The sequence below is a fragment of the Stenotrophomonas sp. FR012 genome, from assembly GCF_047520565.2.
GTDB classification, from domain to species: domain Bacteria; phylum Pseudomonadota; class Gammaproteobacteria; order Xanthomonadales; family Xanthomonadaceae; genus Stenotrophomonas; species Stenotrophomonas sepilia.
Genome location: NZ_JAXBQL020000002.1, coordinates 67,180 through 89,911, shown reverse-complemented (window position 1 = coordinate 89,911; position 22,732 = coordinate 67,180). Strand labels below are relative to the sequence as shown.

The window sequence follows — 22,732 nt, the reverse complement described above, 5'->3', positions numbered from 1 at the left end:
GGAGTCGCCCTTGATGTTTTGATCGAACCACTATAGTTATCGAACCACTATAGTTGTAGAACCACCCGCTCGCATCCGTGGCCTGCTGGCCCGGGAAGCGCAACGCCAGCTCGAACACCACACCATCGCCATCCGGATCGGCACTCGGAAGCTGGTTGCCGAATACCTCGCTCTTGTTGCTCCACTCCCAGATCGCCACATCGCGCACCGGATCGATCACCACGTGCGGTGTGCCCAGATGATCCGGCTGCACGTAGGCCAGCTCCGGCACGCCGGTAGCCGGCACATTGATCAGCGCCACCGGGTAGTTGTCCAGCCAGATGGCCAGCTGCTCCGCCTGGCCGGTGGCCGAGTAGTTGCCCAGCCACTGCCCTGCTTCGTCGTACAGGGTGATCTGCGCTACGCCACTACCCGAGGTAGGCAGCACGCGCACGCCGCGATGGTTGTAACCGTAGCTCTCAATTGTGGCGTCACCCAACTTCACCGAGCTCATGCGGTTGGCATCGTTGCAGGTGAAAGAGAAGCCCCGCGTGGCGGGGCTTCGGATATGCAGCTCACTTAAATTCCTCCTGCACCAAGAAACAGGAGCATCAGCAGAGTAAATAATTGCAGCCCCGCAACGATGATGGCTAACCATTTCGGAATCCTGCTCGCGAACAAAAACATGATCACGTTAAGCCCTACAAACATAGCCGGTATTACAACGTAAAATGTCGCATCTCCAAGATACGGATATGGGAAGCCTCTCACAGCGCCCGGGTAGCCAGGAGCATCTCGTCCTGCGACAGCAATGAATCCCAAAATAGATTTTACGAACCATACGAGCAGAAACAGAGCGAACACCAATCGGCGCCTTGAGCCCTTCTTTAGCACGTTATTCATGGCCCCAAAGACCTCGCAGCGCGGGAACCGAGATACTCAAAAATCATCGGCCCCATAAGCTTATTCATGATCGGATTCGGCCCGATAACAGCTCCAACGATATGCGCACCCACCACACCGCTCCTCTGTTGAATTGAAATAGTGACCGATCCGCCAGTTGGTGACCTGGCAAAGCCACATTCTTGATGGTTCTCTCGCAAGGATCAACGGTCTGATTGATCGGATTTCCTTTTATCAGACTTGGCAGCACAAGGTAGCGGCTTCCGTCTTGCTGGCCCGGGAAGCGCAATGCCAGTTCGAACGCCACACCATCACCATCCGGATCGGCACTCGGAAGCTGGTTGCCGAACACCTCGCTCTTGTTGCTCCACTCCCAGATCGCGACATCACGCGCTGGATCGATCACGACACGCGGCGTGCCCAGATGATCCGGCTGCACGTAGGCCAGCTCCGGCACGCCGGTAACCGGCACATTGATCAGCGCCACCGGGTAGTTGTCCAGCCAGATGGCCTGCTGTTGCGCCTGGCCCGTGGCCGAGTAGTTGCCCAGCCACTGCCCTGCTTCGTCATACAGCGTGATCTGGGCAGTTCCACCGGCAGGGGTCCGCAGCACGCGCTCGCCGCGATGGTTGTAGGCGTTGCTTTCCTGCACGGCATTACCCTGCTTCACCGCGTTCATGCGGTTGGTATCGCTGCAGGTAAACGATCTGCTGTCAGAGCGTGGTATTCCCTGCTGCATTAGGGCTGCGTGCAGCGCGACGATTCGCTACCGTCCGCTGCCCCAGGAGCTGCCACCCACTAATCGATCCGTCTGAACAGACCACGCCTCCAAAAGATGCTGCGCGCCGGATTCACCACCATTCTTCAGTACAGAAAGAATCGCATCTAATCTACTTTTAATAGCATTGGACATTGGCAACTTCAAAAGCGTCTTCAGCGTCGCGTCCGCCGCCACGAAATCGCCAAGCCGGATGGCGGATATGTATTTTACCCATTCCGAATAGTCGCTTGTGAAGTCAAGACTGTCGACATAGAGCAACAAGTCTGCCGCCGTTCTCACTGTCTCAAGCTTTTTGGCATGCGCCTCATGCATTCCACAGAAAAAACCTTTATCCACTTCCGCGCTTGCAATCCTCTGACCTAGAGACATGTGCAGGTAGGGCAAATCATCATATGTCGGAATTACGAAGGTCCATACATAGGTAGAGGATGGCGCAGGATCCAACGTGAAACCTGAGATAACATCGCGCGTATGTAACGCAATCAAAAAATTGCCAACGACTCGCAGACCGCTCCTCTTGGCCTCGCGCTTCATTCTCCAAAGCGCAATGGACTTCATGCTAGGGCGCCGACTGTTCAGAAGAACCAGAGGCGGCGCCTGGCTGGCGATCGTACAAAGCGATAAATGCCTCCCAGCCGAATTCCTTCTCAATGGCTTGCCGCACCAATCCCGAAGTCGCGAACCAAGAGGTATTGGTATGCATGTCAAGACCTTCAGGGCCGAACTCGTCCAAGAGGTAGAGCATCTTTCTTCTAGACATCTTCGCCCTCTCGTCCCGAAGAATTGCGCGACGATGTTTTTTCATAAGCAGTCTGAACTGCTTGGCCGTTGTAACACCTAGCCGCGCAAGCTCATCCAGCAGTTCTTCGGGCTCGAAATCACCATAGTCGTGCCGGCGATGGAACAGACTCCCCACTATTTTTCTTAGAGCCCTTGCGGTCAAGGGCGCCAAGTCAATCTTCGCTCGCGAATGCAATGACTTCACTATCAACTCCACGTCCTGTCATCTACAGGCATGCTGCGAACCATCACGGAATCCAGGCCGCATTGTGCCTGGAACCATGAAGATCGACGGATCACTGCCTATCACTGCAAATTCAACGACGGCCCCTCAGTTGAACACATCGCTACATTGGGTCCGGCGAAGTCAACATTGCCACAGACCTCAGGGAACAGAGTACAGAGCGTCTTGCAGGAGGCAAGGTCGCCATTCTCACAGGCTACCTGAAGGGCAACCCGGAGGACCAGACCCGGCCCGATTGCCTTTGGGGGAAGCAGGTAGTGCGGTCTCTTTTTGTACTTCGGCTTGCCTGAATGGCCATCCAGCTGCCAACCCCATCCTGGCCGCTTGGGATCATCCTTCCAATGCTTATCCGGGTTGCCTGTGCCATCTGGCGAGCGAGTCAAATTGCGCTCACCTTTGCGTCGCGACATTTCCCCTAGAGGATCAACATAGGACAGAGGATTGCTTTCAGCGTAAGAGAATGTGGAGATGCCGCCATCCAGCCCGATGGGATCACTCTGAGAGTAGCGCCCCACGGATGGGTCGTACTCGCGCTGATAGTTGTAGAACAACCTACTCGCACTCGTTGCCTGCTGACCCGGGAAGCGCAGTGCCAGTTCGAACGCCACACCATCCCCGTCCGGGTCTGCACTCGGAATCTGGTTGCCGAATACCTCGCTCTTGTTGCTCCACCCCCAGATTGCAACATTCCGCACCGGATCGATCACCACGCGCGGCGTACCCAGATGATCTGGTTGGACGTAGGCCAACGCCGGCACGCCGGTAGCCGGCACATTGATCAGCGCCACCGGGAAGTTATCCAGCCAGATGGCCTGCTGCTGCGCCTGGCCCGTGGCCGAGTAGTTGCCCAGCCACTGTCCTGCCTCGTCGTACAGCGTGATCTGCGCCGCGCCACCGGCCGGGGTGCGCAGCACGCGCTCACCGCGATGGTTGTAACCGTAGCTTTCCAGCACGGCATCACCCTGCCTCACCGCGTTCATGCGGTTCGCATCGTTGTAGATGAACGTCTTGCTGCCGATGCTGGTGGTATTCACCGCTGCGTCATGGTTGCGTACCTCGCCATCCACCGCAGCCAGGCGATGGCTGGTTGGGGGATAGGTGTAGCTGGCGGTGCCTGCCGAAGTGGTCAGCGGGGTGCGATTACCGGTGGAGTCAAGATTCTCAAGCCCCCCCCTTCGAAGAGGGGGCTGAGAAGGCACGCTACTCTTGTGATCCACCAGCCAAATGCTGCTTTCTCCTCAAGGCAACGAGAAAGAAGGCTGTCGCAGCTAGCAACGCGCCACACGCATCCCAGATTCGGTCAAGCCACAGCATCAAAGTGAAAATGGCCAGCCACATTACAGATAGTGCAAGAAACCATCCGCGCGTCAGCTTCATAGGGCTCAATACACAGTTTGAATTCCAACCATAGCGCAGACGATACCCAATGCAACCCAATAGATTGCCGGCATCCCTTCCTCCAACTGCTGCAACGCCGGCGACAAAGGGCAAAAGCAGCGTCAGATCCGACGCACCAGATGCCGGCAAGGTCAGCCGCGTTGATAGGGGGGCGGAAGAACCCGCAGCGCAGGCGCAGCGACCTCATGCACCATGACTTCCTGCACAGGGAGCAGGTGTTATACCTCACTACATTACCAGCACGACCCGTCGCGAGGTCGCCAGGCTGTGGCACTCCGCTGCAGACCTGACCCATCGGAAGGACTGGCACGCGCACGGCCCAGGGGAACGGCAATGAAGAGCAGCCGAGTGACGTTGTGGGCGCTGGCCGCGATGATGGCCGCAGTGGGCACCGCGCACGCAGGGGAAATCCAGGTGGATCGAGGCGCTTACGCACTGCAGGCCGAAGAAACGGGGTCAGGCCCGATCACCGTGGTCTTTGAATCCGGTTTCGGCCAGGGCGCGGGCGCCTGGAAGGAGGTGGTCGCGGGTCTGGGGCGCGACTATCACAGCATCACCTACGCCCGTGCGGGATTCGGCAAGTCCGGCAGCGACGGTCACCCCAAGCGCATCGATGCGCATCTGGCCGACCTCACGGCCGTGATCGATACGCTCGCTCCCGGTCGCCGCGTGGTGCTGGTGGGTCACTCCTATGGCGGCCTGCTGGCCACGGAGTTTGCACGCCGCCATCCGGAGCGGCTGCAGGGCCTGGTGCTGGTGGACCCGGCCACGATGGGGCAGCGCCATGCGTTCAAGCAGGCCGACAGTGCACGCGTGCAGGCAGACGATGCCCAGCTGCAGGCAATGCTGCCGCCGGCCATGGCCGCCGACTATGCCGTGCTGACCGAACAGCTGGATGCACCCGGTGCGGAAACCCCGCGCACGATGCCGGACGTGCCGGTAGCGCTGCTGACTGCAACCCAGCTGGCTGCCGAACCGCTGTTCTTCGAAGAGACCGCAGCGGGCAAGGCGCTCTGGAAAGCACAGCACGCCCTGCTCTTCTCGGGATTCACGCGCGGCTCGCATCGCTACCTGGCGACCGGGCACACCCTCCAGCGCGAGGATCCTGCTGCGGTGGTGGCCGCGATTCAATCTGTCTCAGGCACTTTAAAGTAGCTGTTCCAGGCAGGGGCTTCCCCCGCTGTTCCCTGCTACTGCCCACGCAGGCGCACCGCAAAGTACCGCGCCGGGGAAAGGCCAAGCGCCTTCTTGAACATCGTGATGAAGGCCGTCACCGACTCATAGCCCAGCGTCTCGGAAACGCGTTGTACGGGTGCACCGGCGGCGAGTTCCCGAATGGCGATGAGCAGGTGCAGTTGCTGCCGCCAGCGCCCGAAAGACAGTCCCGTTTCCCGTTCGATGAGGCGGGTCAACGTGCGCTCGCCCAGGGCCAGGCGCACGGCCCACTGGCCGATGGTGCTGCGGTCTGTCGGATCCGCAGAAAGCGCCGCAGCCAGCGCACGCACCTTCGGGTGATGGCTGACCGGCAGCGACAGATGCTCAGCCGGCATCTGTACCAGCTCGTCCAGCAACACCCGCGCCAGCCGGTCGGTGTGGCTGCCATGCGGATAGTCCAGCGGCGCGTCGGCCAGGTGCAGGATCATCTCGCGCAGCATCGGCGAGATGGCTAGCGTCACGCACTGCGCCGGCAGGTCGACGATGCCGGGCTCGACGAACAGGTAGCACAGGCGCGCGTTTGCGGTGGCGCGGTTGCTGTGCGGCATGCCGCCCGGAATCCAGACGCCACACTGGGGCGGCACGATCCACAGCGCATTGGCCACTTCGCAGGTCACCGCCCCATGCAGCGCAAGAATGAGCTGGCCCTTTCGATGCTCATGCACCGGAATTTCCGCGTCGTGCTCGGCCACCTGCAGGCGGCTGGCAACCGCCGGGCGATCGGTCTCGTCCGGGTCCAGGTCAAAGCCGGGGAGCGAAATGCGAGCCATTCTCACATTGACCGGTTTTAGCGATTGATTGTCATTGTAGCGAAATTCGCCAGTGCGGCCGATCACTAGCATGAGCCGCATGCACTCCCCCTCCCCGTTCCGCCCCCACGTGTTCCAGGCAATTGCCCGATTGAAAAGCCCTGCCCTCAGGACCGACCAGGAGGCGGTGCTCTTCTCGCTCAAATGCCTGCTCGCCGCGTCGCTGGGGCTGTATGTCTCTCTAAGGATCGGCCTGAATCGCCCGTTCTGGGTGATCGGCACGGTCTATCTGGTATCGCAGCCTCTGTCCGGGGCGACACTCAGCCGCGGCCTGTTCCGCCTGCTCGGTACCGTGGGCGGGGCCGTCGCCACCGTCGTGCTGGTGCCGCGTTTCGCCAATGCACCCCTGGTGCTGAGCGCCGCGCTCGCCACCTGGATGTCGCTTTGCCTGTATCTGGCGATGCTCGACCGCACGCCACGTGCCTATGCGTTTCTGCTGGCCGGCTATACCACCAGCCTGATCGGGTTTCCTGCGGTGATGGTGCCGGGAGAGGTGTTCACCATCGCCATCACGCGGGTGCAGGAAATCGCCATCGGCATCCTGGCCGCAACGCTGGTCCATGGGCTGGTGCTGCCGCGCCGGGTCTCGATGCGCGTGCACGCACGGGTCGCTGCCGTGCTGGATGACGCGGAACGATGGACACGGGACATGCGCGCCGGCGCATCGGACACGGTGCTGGCGACGGACCGCTCGAAAGTGGCGGCCGACCTGCTCGAGCTGCATGTGCTGTCGATCCACCTGCCCTTCGACAGCGCCCACGGCGTGGCCCAGGTGCAGATCCTGCGTGCCCTGCATGACCGGATGCTGGACGTGCTGATGCTGTCCAGCGCGGTGGAAGATTCCATCGACCGGCTGCGTTCACCACAGGCCGGCGCGATGGATGCAACGGGCTGGCGCGATCTGCTACAGGCCGGCCTCGCCGCGCAACAGACGGAGCTCGACCTCGCCCACGCCGACTGCCGCGTGCTGCAGGCGCAACTGCACACTGCCCGTCCCGACTGGCGCCGGCATGTACCTGCCCGCCTTGCACGACATGTGCCGGGTGCGGTACTTCACCGGGATCATCGGCTTGCCCTGCGCAGCGCGCTGGGCGCGTTCGTCGGCATCCTGCTGAGCTGCGTTCTATGGATCGCTACCGGCTGGTCGGAGGGCGCCACGGCGGTGTCCATCATCGGCACGGCGTGCGTGCTGTTCGGCACGATCGAAGCGCCAGCGCCGCATGTCATGCGCTACCTGGTCGGCTCCGCCATCGGTGTCGCCGTCGGTCTTGTGTACGCCCTGGTGATCATTCCTTCGCTGTCGGGTATCGCCGGCCTGGTCGCCGCGCTCGCGCCGGTGCTGCTGCTGTGCGGATCGTTCCTGGCCCGGCCGCCCTTCATCATGGCCGCGCTGGGCGTGGTGCTGACCTTCCCGCTCATCGCCGGCCTGGGTGCGACCAATGCGATCAACATCGTCGGCGCACTCAACAACAGCGTTGCGTTGTTCATCGGTACGACGGTGGCACTGTGCAGCATGCAGCTGTTCCAGACCGCCGATGCGGGCCGCAACCGCGCACGGCTGGAGCGTTCGATCCGTCGGGATATCGCACGACACGCCGCCGGACAAGGTGATGTGACACGCGCCTGGCTCAGCCGCATGCTGGATCGAATCGGGCTGCTCGCTCCCAGGCTGCAGGGCCGTTCCAGCGCCGCGCACGACCTGCGGGCATTGTTTGCGGATGTTCGTGCGGCACGTGCATCCAGCCAACTCCGCGCACTGGACAAGTGCCGGGACAACCCACACGTTCGGGCACTTCATGCGGCGCTGATCGAACGCGTCGCCGCACATTTCAGGATCCGCTCGCACGCGCCACGCAGTGTCGATGCCCATCTTCTGGAACTGCTCGACCGCATGCGCGAGGCCGCGACGGCCAGCAGCGGGGCTGATCGGGATCACCTGTTGCATCTGCTCTGCGGGCTACGTCGCGACCTGCTGGTACCCGCGCTCACCCTTCGGCACTGACCTCATGTTTTCTGATCTCTCCATTGATGGCGTGCTGATCCCCGGCCTGCTCGCCGTGGCCGTCGCCGCGCTGGCGCTGTCGGTACTGACCTCGCGCCTGCTCGCCAGTCTCCGCCTGTACCGCTTGTTCGCCGCGTGGCCACTGGTGGGTCTGTCCCTGTTCGTGATCCTGGCGGAGCTGATGATCCGGCTCGCGCCCCTGTTCGAGAAATGAGATGAAACACACGCTTGCTGTCATCGGGCGCTGGAGCGCAACCCTGGTGGTGTTCGCAATTGCCGTCGTCGCTGCACTGGCCATCTGGCATCGCTACGAAACACGCCCGTGGACGCGCGATGGGCGGGTGCGCGCCGACGTGGTGCGCGTTGCGTCGGACATGGGGGGATTGGTCACCCAGGTGCTGGTGCACGACAACCAGCGGGTGAGCGCCGGACAGCTGCTGCTGGTGCTGGACCAGCCGCGCTTCGCTGCCGCACTTGAGAAGGCCGACGCAGCGGCCAGCAGCGCACGCGCCACGCTGGCACTGGCCCGCCGCGAATCGACGCGGGACGACGCACTGGGCAACCTGGTCGCTTCGGAAACCCGCGAACGCAATGCCGCCAAGGTCGATACCGAGCTGGCCGCCCTGGCGCAGGCGCGGGCCGAACAGCGCGTTGCCCGGCTCAATGTGCAACGCACCGAGGTGCGTGCGACCACCGATGGCATCGTCACCAACCTGGACCTGCACGCGGGCGACTACCTGCAGCCGGGGGCACAGGCGCTGGCGCTGATCGACACCCGCAGCCTGCGCGTCGAGGGCTATTTCGAGGAAACCAAGCTGGCCTGCATCACCGAGGGCGATGCCGCCGTGGCCCGGCTGATGGGCGACGACCACGACGTGCGCGGGCACGTGGATACCATCGCCGCCGGCATTGCCGACGATCAGCGCTCAAGCACCCACAACCTGCTGCCGGCGGTGGCGCCGACCTACACCTGGGTGAGGCTGGCACAGCGGATCCCGGTACGCATCCGCATTGACGATGCGCGGCCGGATACCCGCCTGATCGTCGGTCGCACTGCGAGTGTGACCATCACGCCCTCGGCACAGGGAACCTGCAAGTGAGCCTGCGAACACTACGCGGTGGGCTGCTTGCCCTGCTGCTGCCGATGACGGCCTGCGTGTCCGGCCCCGACTATCACCTGCCTGCGAATGCCGTCGCTGCCTCCACACGCGCGGCGCAGGCGTTCGTCTCGGGCCAGGAGGCATCGTTCAGCCACGACCCACCACCGGATCGGTGGTGGGAACTGTATGGCGACCCTCAGCTTGACGCCTACGTACGCGAAGCACTGGCGGCCAATACCGACCTGCGCGCCGCCGATGCCAACCTTCGGCGCGCCAGCGCGACCGTGCTGGAGTACCGCGCGCGCGGTGCCGTGCAAGGGGACGTGGATGCATCGGGCACGCTCGTCCATGCCGGTGGCTACACCCAGGCGTCGGCCGCGCCGCAATCCTATGCGCTGGGCCTTCGCCTCTCCTATCCACTGGATCTTGCAGGCGGCATCCGCCGCGGCATCGAAGCCGCCAACGCCGACGCGGAGGCCATCGCTACGGCACGCGACCAGGTCCGCGTGGTGGTCGCTGCGGCTGTCACCCGTGCCTATCTCCAGATCTGCACAAGCAATCACACGCTCGCTGCGACCCGGCATGTGCTGGCGATACAGCGCGCCACGCTGGAGGCAAACCGTCGCCTGGCTGCAGGCGGGCGTGGAACGGACTTCGATGTCAGCCGTGCCGGAGCCGCGGTCAACCGCAGCGCGGCGGCGGTACCGCACCTGCTGGCAGAACGCCAGGCCGCACTGTTCGAACTGGCCGCACTGATGGGCAAAGTCCCGGCAGACTATCCCAAGGAAACAGGAGGGTGCCCACAGCCCCCTGAGCTGCAGCAGGCATTGCCGGTCGGTGACGGCTGGCAGCTGCTCCAGCGGCGCCCTGACGTACGCGCAGCCGAACGCAGCCTGGCCGCCGCGACTGCAATGATCGGTGTCGAGACGGCGGGTCTCTATCCGCAGATCACCTTGGGCGCCTCTTCGGGCGTGGCTGGCACACCGGCGCATCTGCTTTCCGCCGACAGTTTCGGGGCGAGCGTCGGGCCGCTGCTGTCATGGCACTGGCCCAACCGCCGCGTGGCCAAGGCCCGCATCGCAGCGGCCGGTGCCAATGCAGATGCGGCTCTTGCTTCCTTTGACGGCGCGGTGCTGCAGGCACTTCGCCAGACCGAGACTGCGCTTTCTGCCTGCACGCAGGCGCTTGAACGCGAGCGCAGCCTGGCACAGGCGCATGGGGACGCAGCGCGGGCCGCGGGACAGGCGCAGCTGCTCTACCGTTTCGGCAGGATCGATTTTCTCGATGTGCTTTCGGCCCAGGCCGCGCTGGCAGATGCGGAGTCCGCATTGGCCGCATCGCGCGCGGACCGGGTCGATCGCCAGATGGATCTGTTCCTGTCACTGGGCGGCGGCTGGGGCGCATTGGGTCCGGCCCCGGACGGGGCCCGTTGATCCTTTCCGGGGCGGCGACTGCACGTCACGCTGTGTGTTCAGGAAAGTGTCGCGCACACCCGTATTCATTCACGTTGTCTGCCCTATATTCCCGCCACAGCGCCGCATGCTGCGGCCATGACGGAGGCACATCCATGAAGACCACACGTTTGCTTGCCATCGCTTTGACCACCGCCACCGCGTTGGCTGCGGCCCCCGCCTTCGCCGATCCGCCGCACCACGCCCGCGGCAACGGCCCGCCGCCGCATGCAGGTGGCCCGCACAACCGCGATGCGCCGCCGCCGGGCTGGCAGAAGAAGGCCTGGCGTCGTGGCGACCGCCTCCCTTGGGCCGAAGTGGACCGCCGCTACTGGGTGGACGACTACGCGCGCTATGACCTGCGCGAGCCGGGCCGCGACCGGCGCTGGGTCCGGCAGTCCGATAACGAGTACCTGTTGGTGGAGATCGCCACCGGGCTGATCATCGACGCGCTGCATCGCTGACACCTCCTGCGGTGTCCCTCCGCGCGGCAGAACGCCGCGCGGAGAGATACTTCACGACCTGGGCTGTGACGATCGGCGGCGCTTATGCCCCCGACGCTGTACCTGCCTTCGCGGCCGCCCGGCATGCATGCCCTCCCGCAATGCGATATACGCGCACATCAGCGCTGTGGCAAACAGTCCCATCGCCACCAGCAGTTCGAATCCCCGATCACCGAAGAGCAGGCGGAGGGAGACCTCCAGTGAGCACAGCCTGCCACAGCGCAGGCCCTGCTCGTTGAAGCCATGGATGAGCACCAGCACGCCCATCAGCCCGCACAACGCCATCAGGGCCAGGCTTGCGATGAAGATGAAAGGTCGATGGATGCGCATGCGTTCGTCGCGGTCTTCTAGGGTGACGTCAAGCGCGACGTTGTGAGCACGCGATCGGAAGCATCCAGCTCCACCGACCAGGCTTCGGTATCCAGGCCCAGCCGGTTCTCATACCACCATCGCTGCGCACAGCGACCACTGCATCCACGGCTGGCATAGCGGGTAAAGGGAGCAGCGGCGTGCTCCACCACGTCAGGTTGCCCCAGCGCCTGGAGTACTCCGGCCTTGCCCGCCCCCGGCCGAACCGAGGCAAGCGCGCGGGAATGCCACGCCGAGATTGCCGAGCAACCGGCAACGTACGCCAGGAACAGGCCGGCAAGCCCCCACATCAATGTCCTCATTGACAGATCCCCTCCTGCGCCGCGCGCCCGCGCATCATCCGCGCAGACCTTCCTCAACGTCAAACCGGCCTGTTGCGGCGCCCGTCATCCGTGCTAGCGTGCGCCGACCGATGATTCAGGATGAACACAGGGACGCCCGTCGATGGCAGGCAAGAGCCGGAAGGACAGGATCGCGCAGGAGATCGGCCTGTTCATGCAGCAGTACGCGCGCAAGGCGCAGCGCCATGCAGAACCCTGCGACCGGCCGTACGACCGGGGCTGGAAGCGCGGCTCAAGCGCTTGCCGCCCTAGGAAGTGGGTAGGCTGCTTTCCGCAGAGCATGACGACGATGACCAGCCCCGTTGCATGGGCCAGGCGCGCCATTGTCGTGACGTTCTGTAGCGCGCTATGCGCCTGCGGTATGGTGATGGACAGTTCGTTCGACACCCTGCAGGAGGCGCTTGACTCCGACAGAGTGAACAAGGGGTGGATTCCCGGCTGGGTGCCCCACGAGGCGACCGACCTCCGCGAGGTGCACGACCTCGACTCAAACACCAGCGCGCTGGCCTTCACCAAGCCCGCTGCGACACCACTGCAGCTGCCTGCGGATTGCCAGGCGACCACATTCAACAACAGCGATCCTGTTGCGTTCGATCGATACTGGTGGCCGGGCGACGGGACGCTCAAGTCGTCGTACCGCGTCTTTCGCTGCGCGCCCGAATCCGGAAAATCCGTCTTCGTCGCCGTCAACACGGCCGAAGACCACGTGCTTTTCTGGCGAACCTACGCGCGCTGATGCGCGAGCGCCACCTCACTCCTCCCCAGGACCCCCATGATGCCCAACGCACGTGCACGCTCCGCCGCCCTCGCCCTTCTGCTCCCGGCGTGGCTGCCAGTCTTAGCCGCGCAGAACGCCCCTGCCGACGTCAAGGCCATCGAACAGGTGGTCGAATCGTTCCGCACCTCGCTGATCAACAAGGACAAGCCGACCTACATGAGCCTGTTCTTCTCTGACAAGCCGGAAGATATCGGCTGGCAGTTCGTTTCCGAGGACGCGCGCCTGCAGGACATCCGCAAGGCCAAGCCCGATGCGATCAAGGCACGGCAGATTCCCGCCAACAACTTCATCGCACTGATCGACGGGGCGGTGGCCTCGCCGAAGCTGAAAGAAGAGACATTCTCCAACACGAAGATCGAGACGGATGGCGATGTGGCCTCGGTGTCGTTTGACTACAGCTTCCACGACGATGGGGTGAAGACCAACTGTGGCAGGGAAATGTGGCAGCTGGTCCGCACCGAACAGGGCTGGAAGATCTTCTCGGTGATCTATTCGATCCGCGATTCACGCAGCCCGGCCGACTGAACGTCTTGAGGACGCCGAGCGCGGATTGCGATCCATTCAGCCAGGGCATTGGCATCCGGCAAGGGATCGGGCAGAGTTCGGCCACGCGCAAGGACGCTCGCAATGACCCGCCTGCTGATCATCGAAGACAACCCCGAACTGGTTGCCAACCTGTACGCCTTCTTTGAGCCACTCGGCTATGTGCTGGACGACGCCCGTGACGGCGCCAGTGGCCTGCGTCGGGCCACGCAGAACGACTACGATGCCATCCTGCTGGACCTGATGCTGCCACGCCTGGACGGGATGGCGCTGTGCCGGAAGCTGCGCCAGGAGTTCCAGAATCCGGTGCCGGTCCTGATGCTGACGGCGCGCGATCCGGTCGAAGACCGCGTGCAGGGCCTGGCGCTGGGCGCGGATGACTATCTGGTCAAGCCCTTCTCGCTGAAGGAGCTGGATGCGCGGATCAAGGCCCTGGTGCGACGCGCCCAGGGCCGCCAGGTCGACAGCGTACTGGCGTGGAAGGACCTGCAGGTCGATACGCGGTCGCCGCAGGCCTGGCGGCAGGGACGCTGCATCGCGCTGACGCCCACCTCGCACAAGCTCCTGTTGTGCCTGGTACGCGCGGCACCCGCCGTGGTCCGCAAGCAGGAGATGGAATACCTGGTCTGGGGCGACGAGCCACCGGACGGCGGCGCGCTGCGTACCCACATCCATGAGCTGCGCCTGCAGGTGGACCGCAGTTTCGACACCACGCTGATCGCCACGGTGCACAGCGTCGGCTGGCGCATGCCGGCGTGACCCCCGCCGCTCTCTACCGGCGCTTGACCCTGCGCACCCGCATCACGATTTCGTTCGTGCTGCTGATGGCCGGCGCCATGGGCTTCATCGTTCTGGCCGAACAGGTGGACTACGACCAGGTACGGGCCGCCGTCGTTGGACGCACCCAGGACAGCCAAGTACGCCGCCTGCAGGACGAACTGGCTCGTGGCCAACGCCCCGCCCTGCCCTCCGGCAGCGCACTGTACGATGCCCGGAACGTACCTGTGGTGCTGCGCCAGTATGGCCTGGGCTACCACGGCGAAGCAGCACCCAACGAGTGGCACCTGCGCGTGTTCGACAGTGGCGGACAGCGCTACTACCTGCTGCAGGACGCGGCGCCTTATGGCTATCTGGAATACCTGATCAACGCCTTTGCAGCGCTGGTCATTTCGATCTGCGTGCTCGGCGCCTTCCTGATCGGTCGCAAGGTGGCGTCGCACGTCATCGCGCCCATCACGCAGTTGGCCGATGCCGTGCAGAGCGGGCGGAAGCCCTTTCCCTGCCAGGACGCACGCGACGAGATCGGTGTTCTGGCCCGCGCCTTTGCCCGGCACAGTGATGAACTGGAGCGTTTCCTGCACCGCGAGCAATGCTTCAGCGGCGATGCCAGCCATGAGCTGCGTACGCCGCTGGCCATCATCGGCGGCGCTGCGGAAACCCTTGCCTGCCAGCTTCCTCCTGACAGCCATCTGGTTCCCAGCGCAGAGCGCATCCTGCGTACTACCCAGGAGATGCAGCGCCAGTTGTCCTGCCTGCTGTTGCTCTCTCGTTCCCCCGGCTCAGTCCCGCGCAGCGAGGTGGCTTTGCGTCCGTTGATCGAGTCCTGCGTGGAACGCTGCCAGCCCTGGCTGGCCGGCAAGCCGGTCGGCATCACCGTTGATCCCGGTCGCGAGGTAACGATGCACACCAATCCGGACCTGGTACACAGCGTGATCTGGAACCTGACGCGCAACGCCTGCCAATACACCGAACAGGGCAAGGTCCGGATCACCCTGGACACCACCGCACTGATCATCGCAGACACCGGCCCCGGCCTGCCCTCCAGCATCGACCCGCAGCAGTTCCAACGATTCGTGCCCGGGGCACCGCACAGCGGCGAAGGATTGGGACTGTCCATCGTGCAGCGCATCGTCGAACACCTTGGCTGGACAATGACGGTACAGTCCTCGGAGCGCGGCTGCCGGTTCGCCCTGCACTGGCCTGCGGCCCGCATCTGACGTATTCCTGACAGCGGCGTGCACATGCTCGGGGTTGTCCCAACCTCGAGAACGGCATGCAGCACCCCAAGCACAGCGGCAAGTATCCGCACGGCAAGACCGGCCTGAGCCGCATCTTGCACACCCTGGTCCATTCGCGCGATGGCTTCATCGCGACCTTCCGCGGCGAGGCCGCCTTTCGCCAGCTGCTGCTGCTGCACGCGCTGTTGATCACTGCGGCGTTCGTGCTGGACATCAGTACAACCGAGCGCGCGTTGGTGCTGGCGGTCTGCTTCATCAGCCTGCTGGTGGAACTGCTCAACTCGGCAATCGAGGCCGTGGTTGATCGCATCTCGCTGGAGCAGCACCCGCTGTCGAAGAACGCCAAGGACATGGGCAGCGCCGCACAGACCACCGCGTTGTTGATGGTCGGCGCGGTGTGGGGCGTGATCCTGCTGGGCTAGGCCGGCAATCCTGACAACTTCCTGATAAGGCCGTTTCGATACTGCGCGCACTCCTGTTCCGCGGACCCTGCTCGTGCGTCAATGCCTCCGTTTTCCACGGCCCCATCCGATCATCCTGGTCTGGGCCGCAGCGTTTTTCTTCACCACGATTGGAAACATCGCCCTCTGGAAGTCGCTGTGGGAACTGACCGATCTCAACGGTGTGCGCAGCATCCTGTTCCTGGCCAGCCTGCCGCTGGTGTTGTTCTGCCTGTTCAATCTGCTGCTGACGCCATTGCTGGCACTACCCTTCGTGCGCAAGCCGCTGCTGGCCGTACTCATCGTCACCAGCGCCGCCTGCAGCTATTTCATGCTGCACTACAACGTGCTGATCGATCGCAGCATGGTGCAGAACGTGTTCGAGACCAATCAGGCCGAACTGAACGCCTATCTCTCGCTGCCGCTGCTGTTGACCCTGCTGGCGCTGGGCGCGATGCCCGCTGCAGCGCTTGCCCTGGTGCGCACCGCCAGCGGAGCGGGTTCGATACGGTCGCTGCTGGTGTGGCCGGCCAACGTTCTGGCGTCACTGGTGATGCTGCTGGTGATCGGCTTTGCGTTCTACAAGGACTACTCCTCGCTGCTGCGCAATAACCGCTACATCCGCGACCAGGTACTGCCGTTGAACGTGATGCGCCATACCCACGGTTACCTGAAAAGCCTCCATAGCACCCGCCAGCAACCGCTGCGCCCGATCGGCATGGACGCGCGGCGCATACCCGGCCCGCGCCCGAAGCTGGTGGTCATGGTCGTCGGCGAGACCGCGCGGTCACAGAACTTCCAGCTCAACGGCTACCCACGCGCAACCAATCCCCGGCTCTCACGCACGGAAGGCGTCATCAGCTTCAGTGATGTCTCCTCGTGCGGAACCGCAACGGCCATCTCGGTGCCGTGCATGTTCTCGCAGATGACCCGCCAGCAATACGACAACGTTCGCGCGGCGACCGAGGAGAACGTGCTCGACATCCTGCAGCGTACCGGCGTCAGCGTGCTCTGGCGCAACAACAACAATGGCGGCTGCAAGGGCGTGTGCGAGCGCGTGCCGACCGAGGACATGCCTGCGCTGAAGGTGGCGGGCCAGTGCGTCAACACCGACGGCACCTGCTACGACGACGTGCTGCTGCACCAGCTTGGCACACGCATCGACGCGATCAACGGCGACGGCCTGGTCGTGCTGCATCAGCTGGGCAGCCACGGCCCGACCTACTTCGAGCGCTATCCGGCTGCCTCGCGGGCCTTCAGCCCGACCTGCGACAGCAACCAGATCCAGCATTGCAGCAACGAGGCGCTGGTCAACACCTATGACAACACCCTGGTGCATACCGACCGGGTGCTGGCGGAGACCATCGACCTGCTGCAAGGCTATTCGGACCGGCGCGACGTTGCGCTGATCTATGTGTCCGACCACGGCGAGTCGCTCGGCGAACGCGGCATGTACCTGCATGGCACGCCCTACTTCATCGCCCCGCGCGAACAGACCCAGGTGCCGATGGTGATGTGGTTCTCATCGGACTTCGGCCGCAACGCGGGCCTGGACATGGCCTGCCTGCGTGGGAATGCGCTGCAACGGGCGCACAGCCACGACAACATCTTCCACTCGCTGCTGGGCCTGTTCGGGGTCAGCAGCACGGTGTACCAGCGTAATCTGGATGTGTTTGCCGGATGCCGCCCGTCGGGTTCGCCGGCTGTGGCCGCCGCGCCGGCGAAGAAGCGGCACCGGCTGATGCCGGTCACCGCCCGCAACGTGGCGCGCTACTGCGCCGCCAGGGCGAAATCCAGGCCCGCACACACCGCCGCCACCTGGGCGTCGTTGCATTCCTGCGGGTTGGTGCGCGGGCTGTCCGGGTAGACCTCGGTGGTGGTCGCAAAGCGTGCGTCGGTGAAGCCGGCGCAGGCGCCGATCGAACGCGACTCGCCCCAGACCACGCCCGGCGACTGCAGCGGCAGGCCGACCAGGTTGCCGTCGGCATCGGCCGGGGCGATGTGGGTGATGGGCGCCACTGCGGCAATCAGGGCCTTCTGGAACTCGGCCTGCGGATCTTCGCTGTTGCCGATCACATAGAAGCCATCGGGAATCGTGTCGCGCTCGAACAGCTTGCCGTCGCGCGCGCAGCGCGCCGGATCGAACTCGTTCAGGTCGCTGTCGGTGGTCTCGTGCAGGTCCAGGTGCACCAGCAGGTTCGCCTTGCGCTCGCCCACCCAGGCCATCAGTGCGGCGGCTTCCTTGATCTGGCCGCCGTCACGGAAGCTACGGTTCGGATCGATCGCATCCGGGTTCCAGCGCTGGATGCGCTCGTAGCCCCACGGGCTGACGCATGGCGCGACGATCAGGTTCAGCCGGCCCAGGTAACGCTCGGCCTGCTGTTCCAGGAACTGCAGGGCGCCGTGCACGCCGCTGGTTTCGTAGCCATGCACGCCGCCGGTGATCAGCGCGGTCGGCAGCGCCGGGTTCCAGTCGTGGTTGACCACGGCGAACAGCGGGTAATGGTCCGGTGCATAGTCCAGCTGGCCGTACTGGATCACGTCGAAAACGCTGTCGTCCAGGCGCTCAAGGGCGGCCACCACGTCATCGTGGTAGCTGCGCTGGCGCTGCTGGCGGGCCCGCCACTGTGCGCGTTCCGCGTCGCCCCAGGGCTGTCCGGGGGTGCCGATCGGGTAGAACTGCGCAACAGTCATGGGGGTACTCCAGGGGACGAACGGGGGGATGCAGCCGGACATTCTAAGCCTTGTCGCGCCTGTGGGTACCGCCACCCAGGCCCCGCCTTCATCCAGCCGGGGTCATCTGGTTGTAAAATCAACGGTTTTTGGCCCCTCACCCCTTGATGGCGAACGCAGCGCAGCCGGTCCTGGGTGGACCGGAGTTCCTCCGCCTGCTCGCCCGTCTCAGCGACGGCGCGATGCCGGCCAGCAGTCCCGCCCTGACCGATCGCCTCGGCCAGTGGGTGGACTGGAGCCGTGCCGTGGCCCTGTCCGGCGCGTTGGGCGGACGCCTGCCCGAGCCCGGCGAAGCTGCCGAGGGGGCCGAGGATGTACTGGCCGACTGCGCCCAGGCCCATGCCAGCCTGCTGGCCTCGATCCGCGAGGACGCCGAGGCCGAGCGCCTGCTGGACCTGGCCGAGGCCGCTGCCGCACCCAACTTCGCTTCGCTGCGCCAGCGCTACCGGGTGCTGCAGCAGGCCATCCAGACCGCCACCGGGCGCCTGCGCGGCCGCCTGCGCGACCAGCTGGTACAGGTCTCGCCGGAGCTGGCGCGACTGGCCGAGGTTGATGCGGTGATGGAACAGACACTCACCCCGCGCGAGCACAGCCTGCTGGCCACCGCGCCGGCGGTGCTCGGCGCCCGTTTTGAACGCGTGCATGGCCAGCCCGGCTGGCGCGCGGCCTTCCGCCATGACATGCGCACGCTGCTGCTCGCCGAGCTGCAGCTGCGCTTCCACCCGATCGAAGGGCTGCAAGACGCCCTGCGCTCCCACTGACCGGAACACCATGTCCAGAACTGCTCTCCATGTCGTTGTTTTCCTTGTCGGCCTGCTGGCCGTGTGCTGGATCGGCATTGGCTACGTTTCGGTGCATCCGCTGGGTGCAGCGGTGGCGGCGATCATTGCGGCCTGCTACATCGCCGGCGGCGTGGAGCTGTACCGCTACCGCCAGGCCAGCAACGGCCTGCGCGCCGCACTGAATGACCTGTCCAGCGCGAAGGAAAGCCTCGCCCCATGGCTGGAGCGCGTGCCGGTAGGCCTGCGCAACGCCGTGCGCCTGCGCGTGGAAGGCGAGCGCACCGCCCTGCCCGCACCGGTGCTGACCCCGTACCTGGTCGGCCTGCTGGTGCTGCTCGGCATGCTCGGTACCCTGCTGGGCATGATGGACACGCTGCGTGGCACCGGCCTGGCCCTGCAGAGCGCGACCGACATGGCCGCGATCCGCGGCTCGCTGGCCTCGCCCGTGCAGGGCCTGGCGGTGGCCTTCGGTACCTCGATCGCCGGTGTGGCCAGCTCGGCCATGCTCGGCCTGCTGGCGGCGCTGCTGCGTCGTGACCGTCTGCTGGCCGTGCAGCAGCTTGACCGCGCCATTGCCGGCGACCTGCACCCATATTCGCAGGCCTGGCAGCGCGCCGAATCGCTGCGCCTGCTGCAGGCACAGTCCGCCGCGCTGCCGGCGCTGGTCGACCGCCTGCAGGCGATGACCAGCACCTTTGAACAGCACAGTGCGGCCGCCAATGAGCGCCTGCTGGCTGGCCAGGCCGAGTTCCTGACCCAGAGCCAAGCGCTGCAGGAACGCCTGGCCCTGTCGCTGCAGCAGTCGCTGCGCGAAGGTGCCGAAGCCAGTGCCGCGGCCATCGGTGGCGCGCTGCAGCCGATGGCTGAAACCACCCTGGCCGGTCTGGCTCACCATGGCGAAGCGTTGCATGCCCGTGTCGAGCGCGCCGTGCAACAGCAGCTGGCGGGCCTGAGCGACGGTTTCGAACGCAGCCGGGTCGCCACCGAAGCCAGCTGGGCCAAGGTGGTGAGTGAACAGACCCAGGCGCAGCAGGCGCTGGTGAGTGATCTGCGCCAGCACCTGCAGGCCTTCAGCGATGGCCAGGGCACGCACGCCGAAGCACTCGTCGCGCGTATCGGCGAGCGCCTGCAGGCCGATGCCAACGGCAACGCCGAGGCCTGGCGCGCCGCCATCGAGCAGCAGCAGGCACTGAACAGCGCGCTGGTCGAGCGCCAGCAGCAGGCGCTGCTGGCGGCCGGCCAGCAGCTGGACGAGCGTGCGCAGGCATTGCTGCAGGCACTGGAGCAGCGCCACGACGCCAGCCAGTCGCTGCTGCAGGACCACGAACAGCAGCGCTCGCAGCAGTGGCAAGCCGCCCAGGCTGCCGCCGCGACTGCGCACGCCGAACTGCAGGCCAGCCTGGACAGCCGCGAACAGCAGCGCCAGGCGCGCTGGGACGCGGTCAGCGCCGAACTCCAGCAGGCCCACGCCACCCTGCATGCGCAGCTGCAGGCTGGCGACGAACAGCGCCTGCAGCGCTGGAGTGATGCCCTGCAGCACGTTTCCACCGAGCTGGCCGAGCGCCTACAGGCCAATGGCGAACGCCTGGCTGCACAGCAGCAACAGGTCTGCGACACGCTGGCGGCGACCGCACAGCAGATCGGCGAGAACGGTCGCGCGCAGGCCAGCGCCACGCTGGCCGAAGTGTCCACCCTGCTGCAGACTGCGGCAGCGGCACCGAAAGCTGCTGCCGACGTCATCAACGAGCTGCGCAGCACGCTCTCTGAAAGCCTGGTGCGTGACAACGCGATGCTGGAAGAGCGCGGTCGCCTGCTGGCCACCGTGCAGACCCTGCTGGATGCAATCAACCACGCATCGCACGAACAGCGCACCGCGGTGGACGCACTGGTTGGCGGTTCGGCCGAGCTGCTGGAGCGTGTCGGCAACCGCTTTACCGACCATATCGCGGCCGAGACCGGCAAGCTGGATGGCATTGCGGCAGCACTCACCGGCAGCGCGGGTGACGTCGGCCAGCTGGCCGGCGCCTTCGGTGAAGCGGTCGCGCAGTTCAGCAACGCCTCCACCGAGCTGTCCGGCCGTCTGGAACAGATTGGCGGCGCGCTGGATGCCTCGCTGGCCCGTAGCGATGAGCAGCTGGCTTATTACGTGGCGCAGGCGCGCGAGGTGGTCGACCTCAGCCTGCTGTCGCAGAAGCAGGTGATGGAAGAACTGCAGCAGCTGGCCGCGCGCCGCGGCAAGGCCGGTAGCGCATGAGCGACGAGCTGGAGGTCGATGGCGGCTCGCACGCACCGATCTGGGCCGCCTTCGGCGACCTGATGTCGGTGCTGCTGGGTGCGTTCGTGCTGATACTGGTCGGTGTGGTCGCGGTGCAGCTGGAGCTGTCGCAGCGGCTGGACCAGGAAGTGAAGCAGCGCCAGGCCGAAGCCAAGCGCCTGCAGACGCTGGAACAGGCGCTGGCCGGCCCGCTGACCGCCGGTCGCGTGACCCTGGTCGATGGACGCATCGGCATCAGCGGCAGCGTGCTGTTCGCGCTGAACTCCGACCAGCTGCAGCCGGAAGGCCAGGAGCTGCTGCGCAGTCTGGCCGCACCGCTGGCCGCCTATCTGGGCAGCCGCGAAGAGATCCTGATGGTCAGCGGCTTTACCGATGATGCGCCGGTGCGCGAAGGCAACCGCCGCTTCGCCGACAACTGGGAGCTGTCCGCGCAGCGTTCGCTGACCGTGACCCGCACCCTGATCGCCGATGGCGTACCGGCTGACGCCGTGTTCGCCGCCGCGTTCGGCAGCGAGCAGCCGGTCAGTTCCAACGCCAATGAGGAAGGCCGCGCGCGCAATCGCCGTGTGGAAATCGCGCCGATCCCCAAGCCCAAGGCAGCGGATGGCAAGTAAGCCGCCCGCGCTGGAAGGCCTGCGCGCATTGGTGCGTGACCTTGATGCGGGGTCGCGCTCGCTGCCGCATTACCCACAGGTGCCGATGCTGCAGCAGGTGCAGCGCGAATGGTCGGAGCTGCGCAGCGAACTGCAGGTGCGCCGCTCGCTGCGCGCCGAGGCCCCGGCCGATGGCGGCCCACTGAACTCGGCAGTGCTGGTGCAACGCATGCTCGACACGATGCAGGCCACCAGCCCCGGCTACCTGCGCCACTTCATCGACTATGTGGACACGTTGTCCTGGCTGCAGGCGCTGCAGGATGGCGCCGCCAGCGGCGGTGAGACCGCAAGGCCGAAACGGACACGAAAGCCGCGCTGACCGTTGAATGGTAGTGCCGGCCGCTGGCCGGCAGCTACGCACCTCCGCGCGGGTCATGTCGTTGCCGGCCAGCGGCCGGCACTACCATCGCGGGTGCTCTGTGCGCAGTAACGGAATCTGCGCTGCGCTTCGGTTCCGCTGTGGTAGTGCCGGCCGCTGGCCGGCATCACATCCAGGCCGACCACGCCAAAGCGCGCGCAAGCGCCGCTGAACAGCGAATGGCCGCGCTGAACAATGAATGGCAGCGACGGCCGCTGGCCGGCAGCTACGCATCTCCTCGCGGGTTCCTGCGGGTGCCGGCCGCTGGCCGGCAACC

Annotated in this window: 23 protein-coding genes and 3 pseudogenes; 16 read left to right on the top strand and 10 right to left on the bottom strand. The window is 65.1% G+C overall.

Features of this window, described 5'->3' with window-relative positions:
* Positions 1-49: 49 nt before the first annotated feature.
* From ACM0O9_RS04500 to ACM0O9_RS04475, 6 genes and pseudogenes are all read right to left on the bottom strand, one after another.
* Positions 50-520, bottom strand: a pseudogene (locus ACM0O9_RS04500) (RHS repeat-associated core domain-containing protein); the annotation flags it as partial.
* Between the two features lie 38 nt (positions 521-558).
* The gene (locus ACM0O9_RS04495; RefSeq protein WP_164229610.1) at positions 559-843 is read right to left on the bottom strand and encodes a hypothetical protein; all 285 of its coding nucleotides are present in this window, start codon (positions 841-843) and stop codon (positions 559-561) included.
* A gap of 307 nt (positions 844-1,150) precedes the next feature.
* Positions 1,151-1,634, bottom strand: a pseudogene (locus tag ACM0O9_RS04490) (RHS repeat-associated core domain-containing protein); the annotation flags it as partial.
* Positions 1,635-1,648: 14 nt separating this feature from the next.
* Positions 1,649-2,221: a hypothetical protein gene (locus ACM0O9_RS04485; protein WP_141750807.1), complete on the bottom strand. Its 573-nt coding sequence runs from the start codon at positions 2,219-2,221 to the stop codon at positions 1,649-1,651.
* 1 nt (position 2,222) lies between these two features.
* Positions 2,223-2,648: a hypothetical protein gene (locus ACM0O9_RS04480; protein WP_065185773.1), complete on the bottom strand. Its 426-nt coding sequence runs from the start codon at positions 2,646-2,648 to the stop codon at positions 2,223-2,225.
* Between the two features lie 452 nt (positions 2,649-3,100).
* Positions 3,101-3,841 (bottom strand): annotated as a pseudogene (locus ACM0O9_RS04475) (RHS repeat-associated core domain-containing protein); the annotation flags it as partial.
* A gap of 577 nt (positions 3,842-4,418) precedes the next feature.
* Here ACM0O9_RS04475 and ACM0O9_RS04470 point away from each other — a divergent pair.
* Entirely contained in the window at positions 4,419-5,240 is an 822-nt protein-coding gene (locus ACM0O9_RS04470) for an alpha/beta fold hydrolase (RefSeq protein WP_414604039.1), read from the top strand.
* Positions 5,241-5,275: 35 nt separating this feature from the next.
* Here ACM0O9_RS04470 and ACM0O9_RS04465 read toward each other — a convergent pair whose 3' ends face one another.
* Positions 5,276-6,070, bottom strand: coding sequence for an AraC family transcriptional regulator (locus ACM0O9_RS04465; RefSeq protein ID WP_058981714.1), 795 nt, complete (start codon positions 6,068-6,070; stop codon positions 5,276-5,278).
* Positions 6,071-6,140: 70 nt separating this feature from the next.
* Here ACM0O9_RS04465 and ACM0O9_RS04460 point away from each other — a divergent pair, with 70 nt between their 5' ends.
* From ACM0O9_RS04460 to ACM0O9_RS04440, 5 genes are all read left to right on the top strand, one after another.
* The gene (locus tag ACM0O9_RS04460) at positions 6,141-8,111 is read left to right on the top strand and encodes an FUSC family protein (protein ID WP_235649237.1); all 1,971 of its coding nucleotides are present in this window, start codon (positions 6,141-6,143) and stop codon (positions 8,109-8,111) included.
* A 4-nt stretch (positions 8,112-8,115) separates the two neighbouring features.
* Complete coding sequence (locus ACM0O9_RS04455) at positions 8,116-8,325, top strand: DUF1656 domain-containing protein (RefSeq protein ID WP_235649238.1); 210 nt, start codon at positions 8,116-8,118, stop codon at positions 8,323-8,325.
* Position 8,326: 1 nt separating this feature from the next.
* Positions 8,327-9,211: an HlyD family secretion protein gene (locus ACM0O9_RS04450; protein WP_414604040.1), complete on the top strand. Its 885-nt coding sequence runs from the start codon at positions 8,327-8,329 to the stop codon at positions 9,209-9,211.
* The gene (locus ACM0O9_RS04445) at positions 9,208-10,644 is read left to right on the top strand and encodes an efflux transporter outer membrane subunit (RefSeq protein ID WP_235649239.1); all 1,437 of its coding nucleotides are present in this window, start codon (positions 9,208-9,210) and stop codon (positions 10,642-10,644) included. The genes ACM0O9_RS04450 and ACM0O9_RS04445 overlap by 4 nt, the downstream gene beginning before the upstream one ends.
* Positions 10,645-10,778: 134 nt before the next feature.
* Complete coding sequence (locus ACM0O9_RS04440; RefSeq protein WP_065185701.1) at positions 10,779-11,126, top strand: RcnB family protein; 348 nt, start codon at positions 10,779-10,781, stop codon at positions 11,124-11,126.
* A 51-nt stretch (positions 11,127-11,177) separates the two neighbouring features.
* Here ACM0O9_RS04440 and ACM0O9_RS04435 read toward each other — a convergent pair whose 3' ends face one another.
* A complete protein-coding gene (locus ACM0O9_RS04435) occupies positions 11,178-11,495 on the bottom strand; it encodes a hypothetical protein (protein ID WP_005416890.1) in 318 nt (105 codons plus the stop codon).
* Between the two features lie 483 nt (positions 11,496-11,978).
* Here ACM0O9_RS04435 and ACM0O9_RS04430 point away from each other — a divergent pair, with 483 nt between their 5' ends.
* From ACM0O9_RS04430 to ACM0O9_RS04405, 6 genes are all read left to right on the top strand, one after another.
* Positions 11,979-12,611: a YbbD-related protein gene (locus ACM0O9_RS04430; protein WP_235649241.1), complete on the top strand. Its 633-nt coding sequence runs from the start codon at positions 11,979-11,981 to the stop codon at positions 12,609-12,611.
* A 36-nt stretch (positions 12,612-12,647) separates the two neighbouring features.
* The gene (locus ACM0O9_RS04425; RefSeq protein ID WP_235649242.1) at positions 12,648-13,178 is read left to right on the top strand and encodes a nuclear transport factor 2 family protein; all 531 of its coding nucleotides are present in this window, start codon (positions 12,648-12,650) and stop codon (positions 13,176-13,178) included.
* Positions 13,179-13,280: 102 nt separating this feature from the next.
* A complete protein-coding gene (locus ACM0O9_RS04420; RefSeq protein ID WP_095377093.1) occupies positions 13,281-13,955 on the top strand; it encodes a response regulator transcription factor in 675 nt (224 codons plus the stop codon).
* Positions 13,952-15,193, top strand: coding sequence for a sensor histidine kinase (locus tag ACM0O9_RS04415; RefSeq protein ID WP_111129134.1), 1,242 nt, complete (start codon positions 13,952-13,954; stop codon positions 15,191-15,193). Before ACM0O9_RS04420 ends, ACM0O9_RS04415 begins: the two co-directional genes overlap by 4 nt.
* Before the next feature lie 56 nt (positions 15,194-15,249).
* Positions 15,250-15,636, top strand: a complete 387-nt coding sequence (locus tag ACM0O9_RS04410) for a diacylglycerol kinase (RefSeq protein WP_005416899.1) — start codon at positions 15,250-15,252, stop codon at positions 15,634-15,636.
* Positions 15,637-15,709: 73 nt separating this feature from the next.
* Positions 15,710-17,521, top strand: coding sequence for a phosphoethanolamine transferase (locus ACM0O9_RS04405; RefSeq protein ID WP_065185704.1), 1,812 nt, complete (start codon positions 15,710-15,712; stop codon positions 17,519-17,521).
* On the opposite strand, the gene ACM0O9_RS04400 is transcribed toward ACM0O9_RS04405, so the two are convergent.
* Complete coding sequence (locus ACM0O9_RS04400; RefSeq protein WP_032954249.1) at positions 17,425-18,348, bottom strand: M14 family metallopeptidase; 924 nt, start codon at positions 18,346-18,348, stop codon at positions 17,425-17,427. The two genes, ACM0O9_RS04405 and ACM0O9_RS04400, sit on opposite strands and share 97 nt — an antisense overlap.
* A gap of 146 nt (positions 18,349-18,494) precedes the next feature.
* On the opposite strand from ACM0O9_RS04400, the gene ACM0O9_RS04395 reads away from it, so the two are divergent.
* The 4 genes from ACM0O9_RS04395 to ACM0O9_RS04380 are packed head-to-tail and all read left to right on the top strand — an operon-like array spanning position 18,495 to position 22,416.
* Positions 18,495-19,148, top strand: coding sequence for a DUF3348 family protein (locus ACM0O9_RS04395; protein WP_005416902.1), 654 nt, complete (start codon positions 18,495-18,497; stop codon positions 19,146-19,148).
* 10 nt (positions 19,149-19,158) lie between these two features.
* Positions 19,159-21,423, top strand: a complete 2,265-nt coding sequence (locus ACM0O9_RS04390; RefSeq protein WP_235649243.1) for a DUF802 domain-containing protein — start codon at positions 19,159-19,161, stop codon at positions 21,421-21,423.
* On the top strand, positions 21,420-22,058 hold the full coding sequence (locus ACM0O9_RS04385; protein ID WP_235649244.1) for an OmpA family protein: 639 nt from the start codon (positions 21,420-21,422) through the stop codon (positions 22,056-22,058). Before ACM0O9_RS04390 ends, ACM0O9_RS04385 begins: the two co-directional genes overlap by 4 nt.
* Positions 22,048-22,416 carry a DUF2894 domain-containing protein gene (locus ACM0O9_RS04380; protein ID WP_235649245.1) on the top strand — a complete coding sequence of 123 codons (369 nt, stop codon included), beginning with the start codon at positions 22,048-22,050 and terminating at the stop codon, positions 22,414-22,416. Before ACM0O9_RS04385 ends, ACM0O9_RS04380 begins: the two co-directional genes overlap by 11 nt.
* 53 nt (positions 22,417-22,469) lie before the next feature.
* Here ACM0O9_RS04380 and ACM0O9_RS04375 read toward each other — a convergent pair.
* Positions 22,470-22,732: hypothetical protein (locus ACM0O9_RS04375; protein ID WP_495495876.1), on the bottom strand; the 263-nt coding region annotated here is incomplete at its 5' end.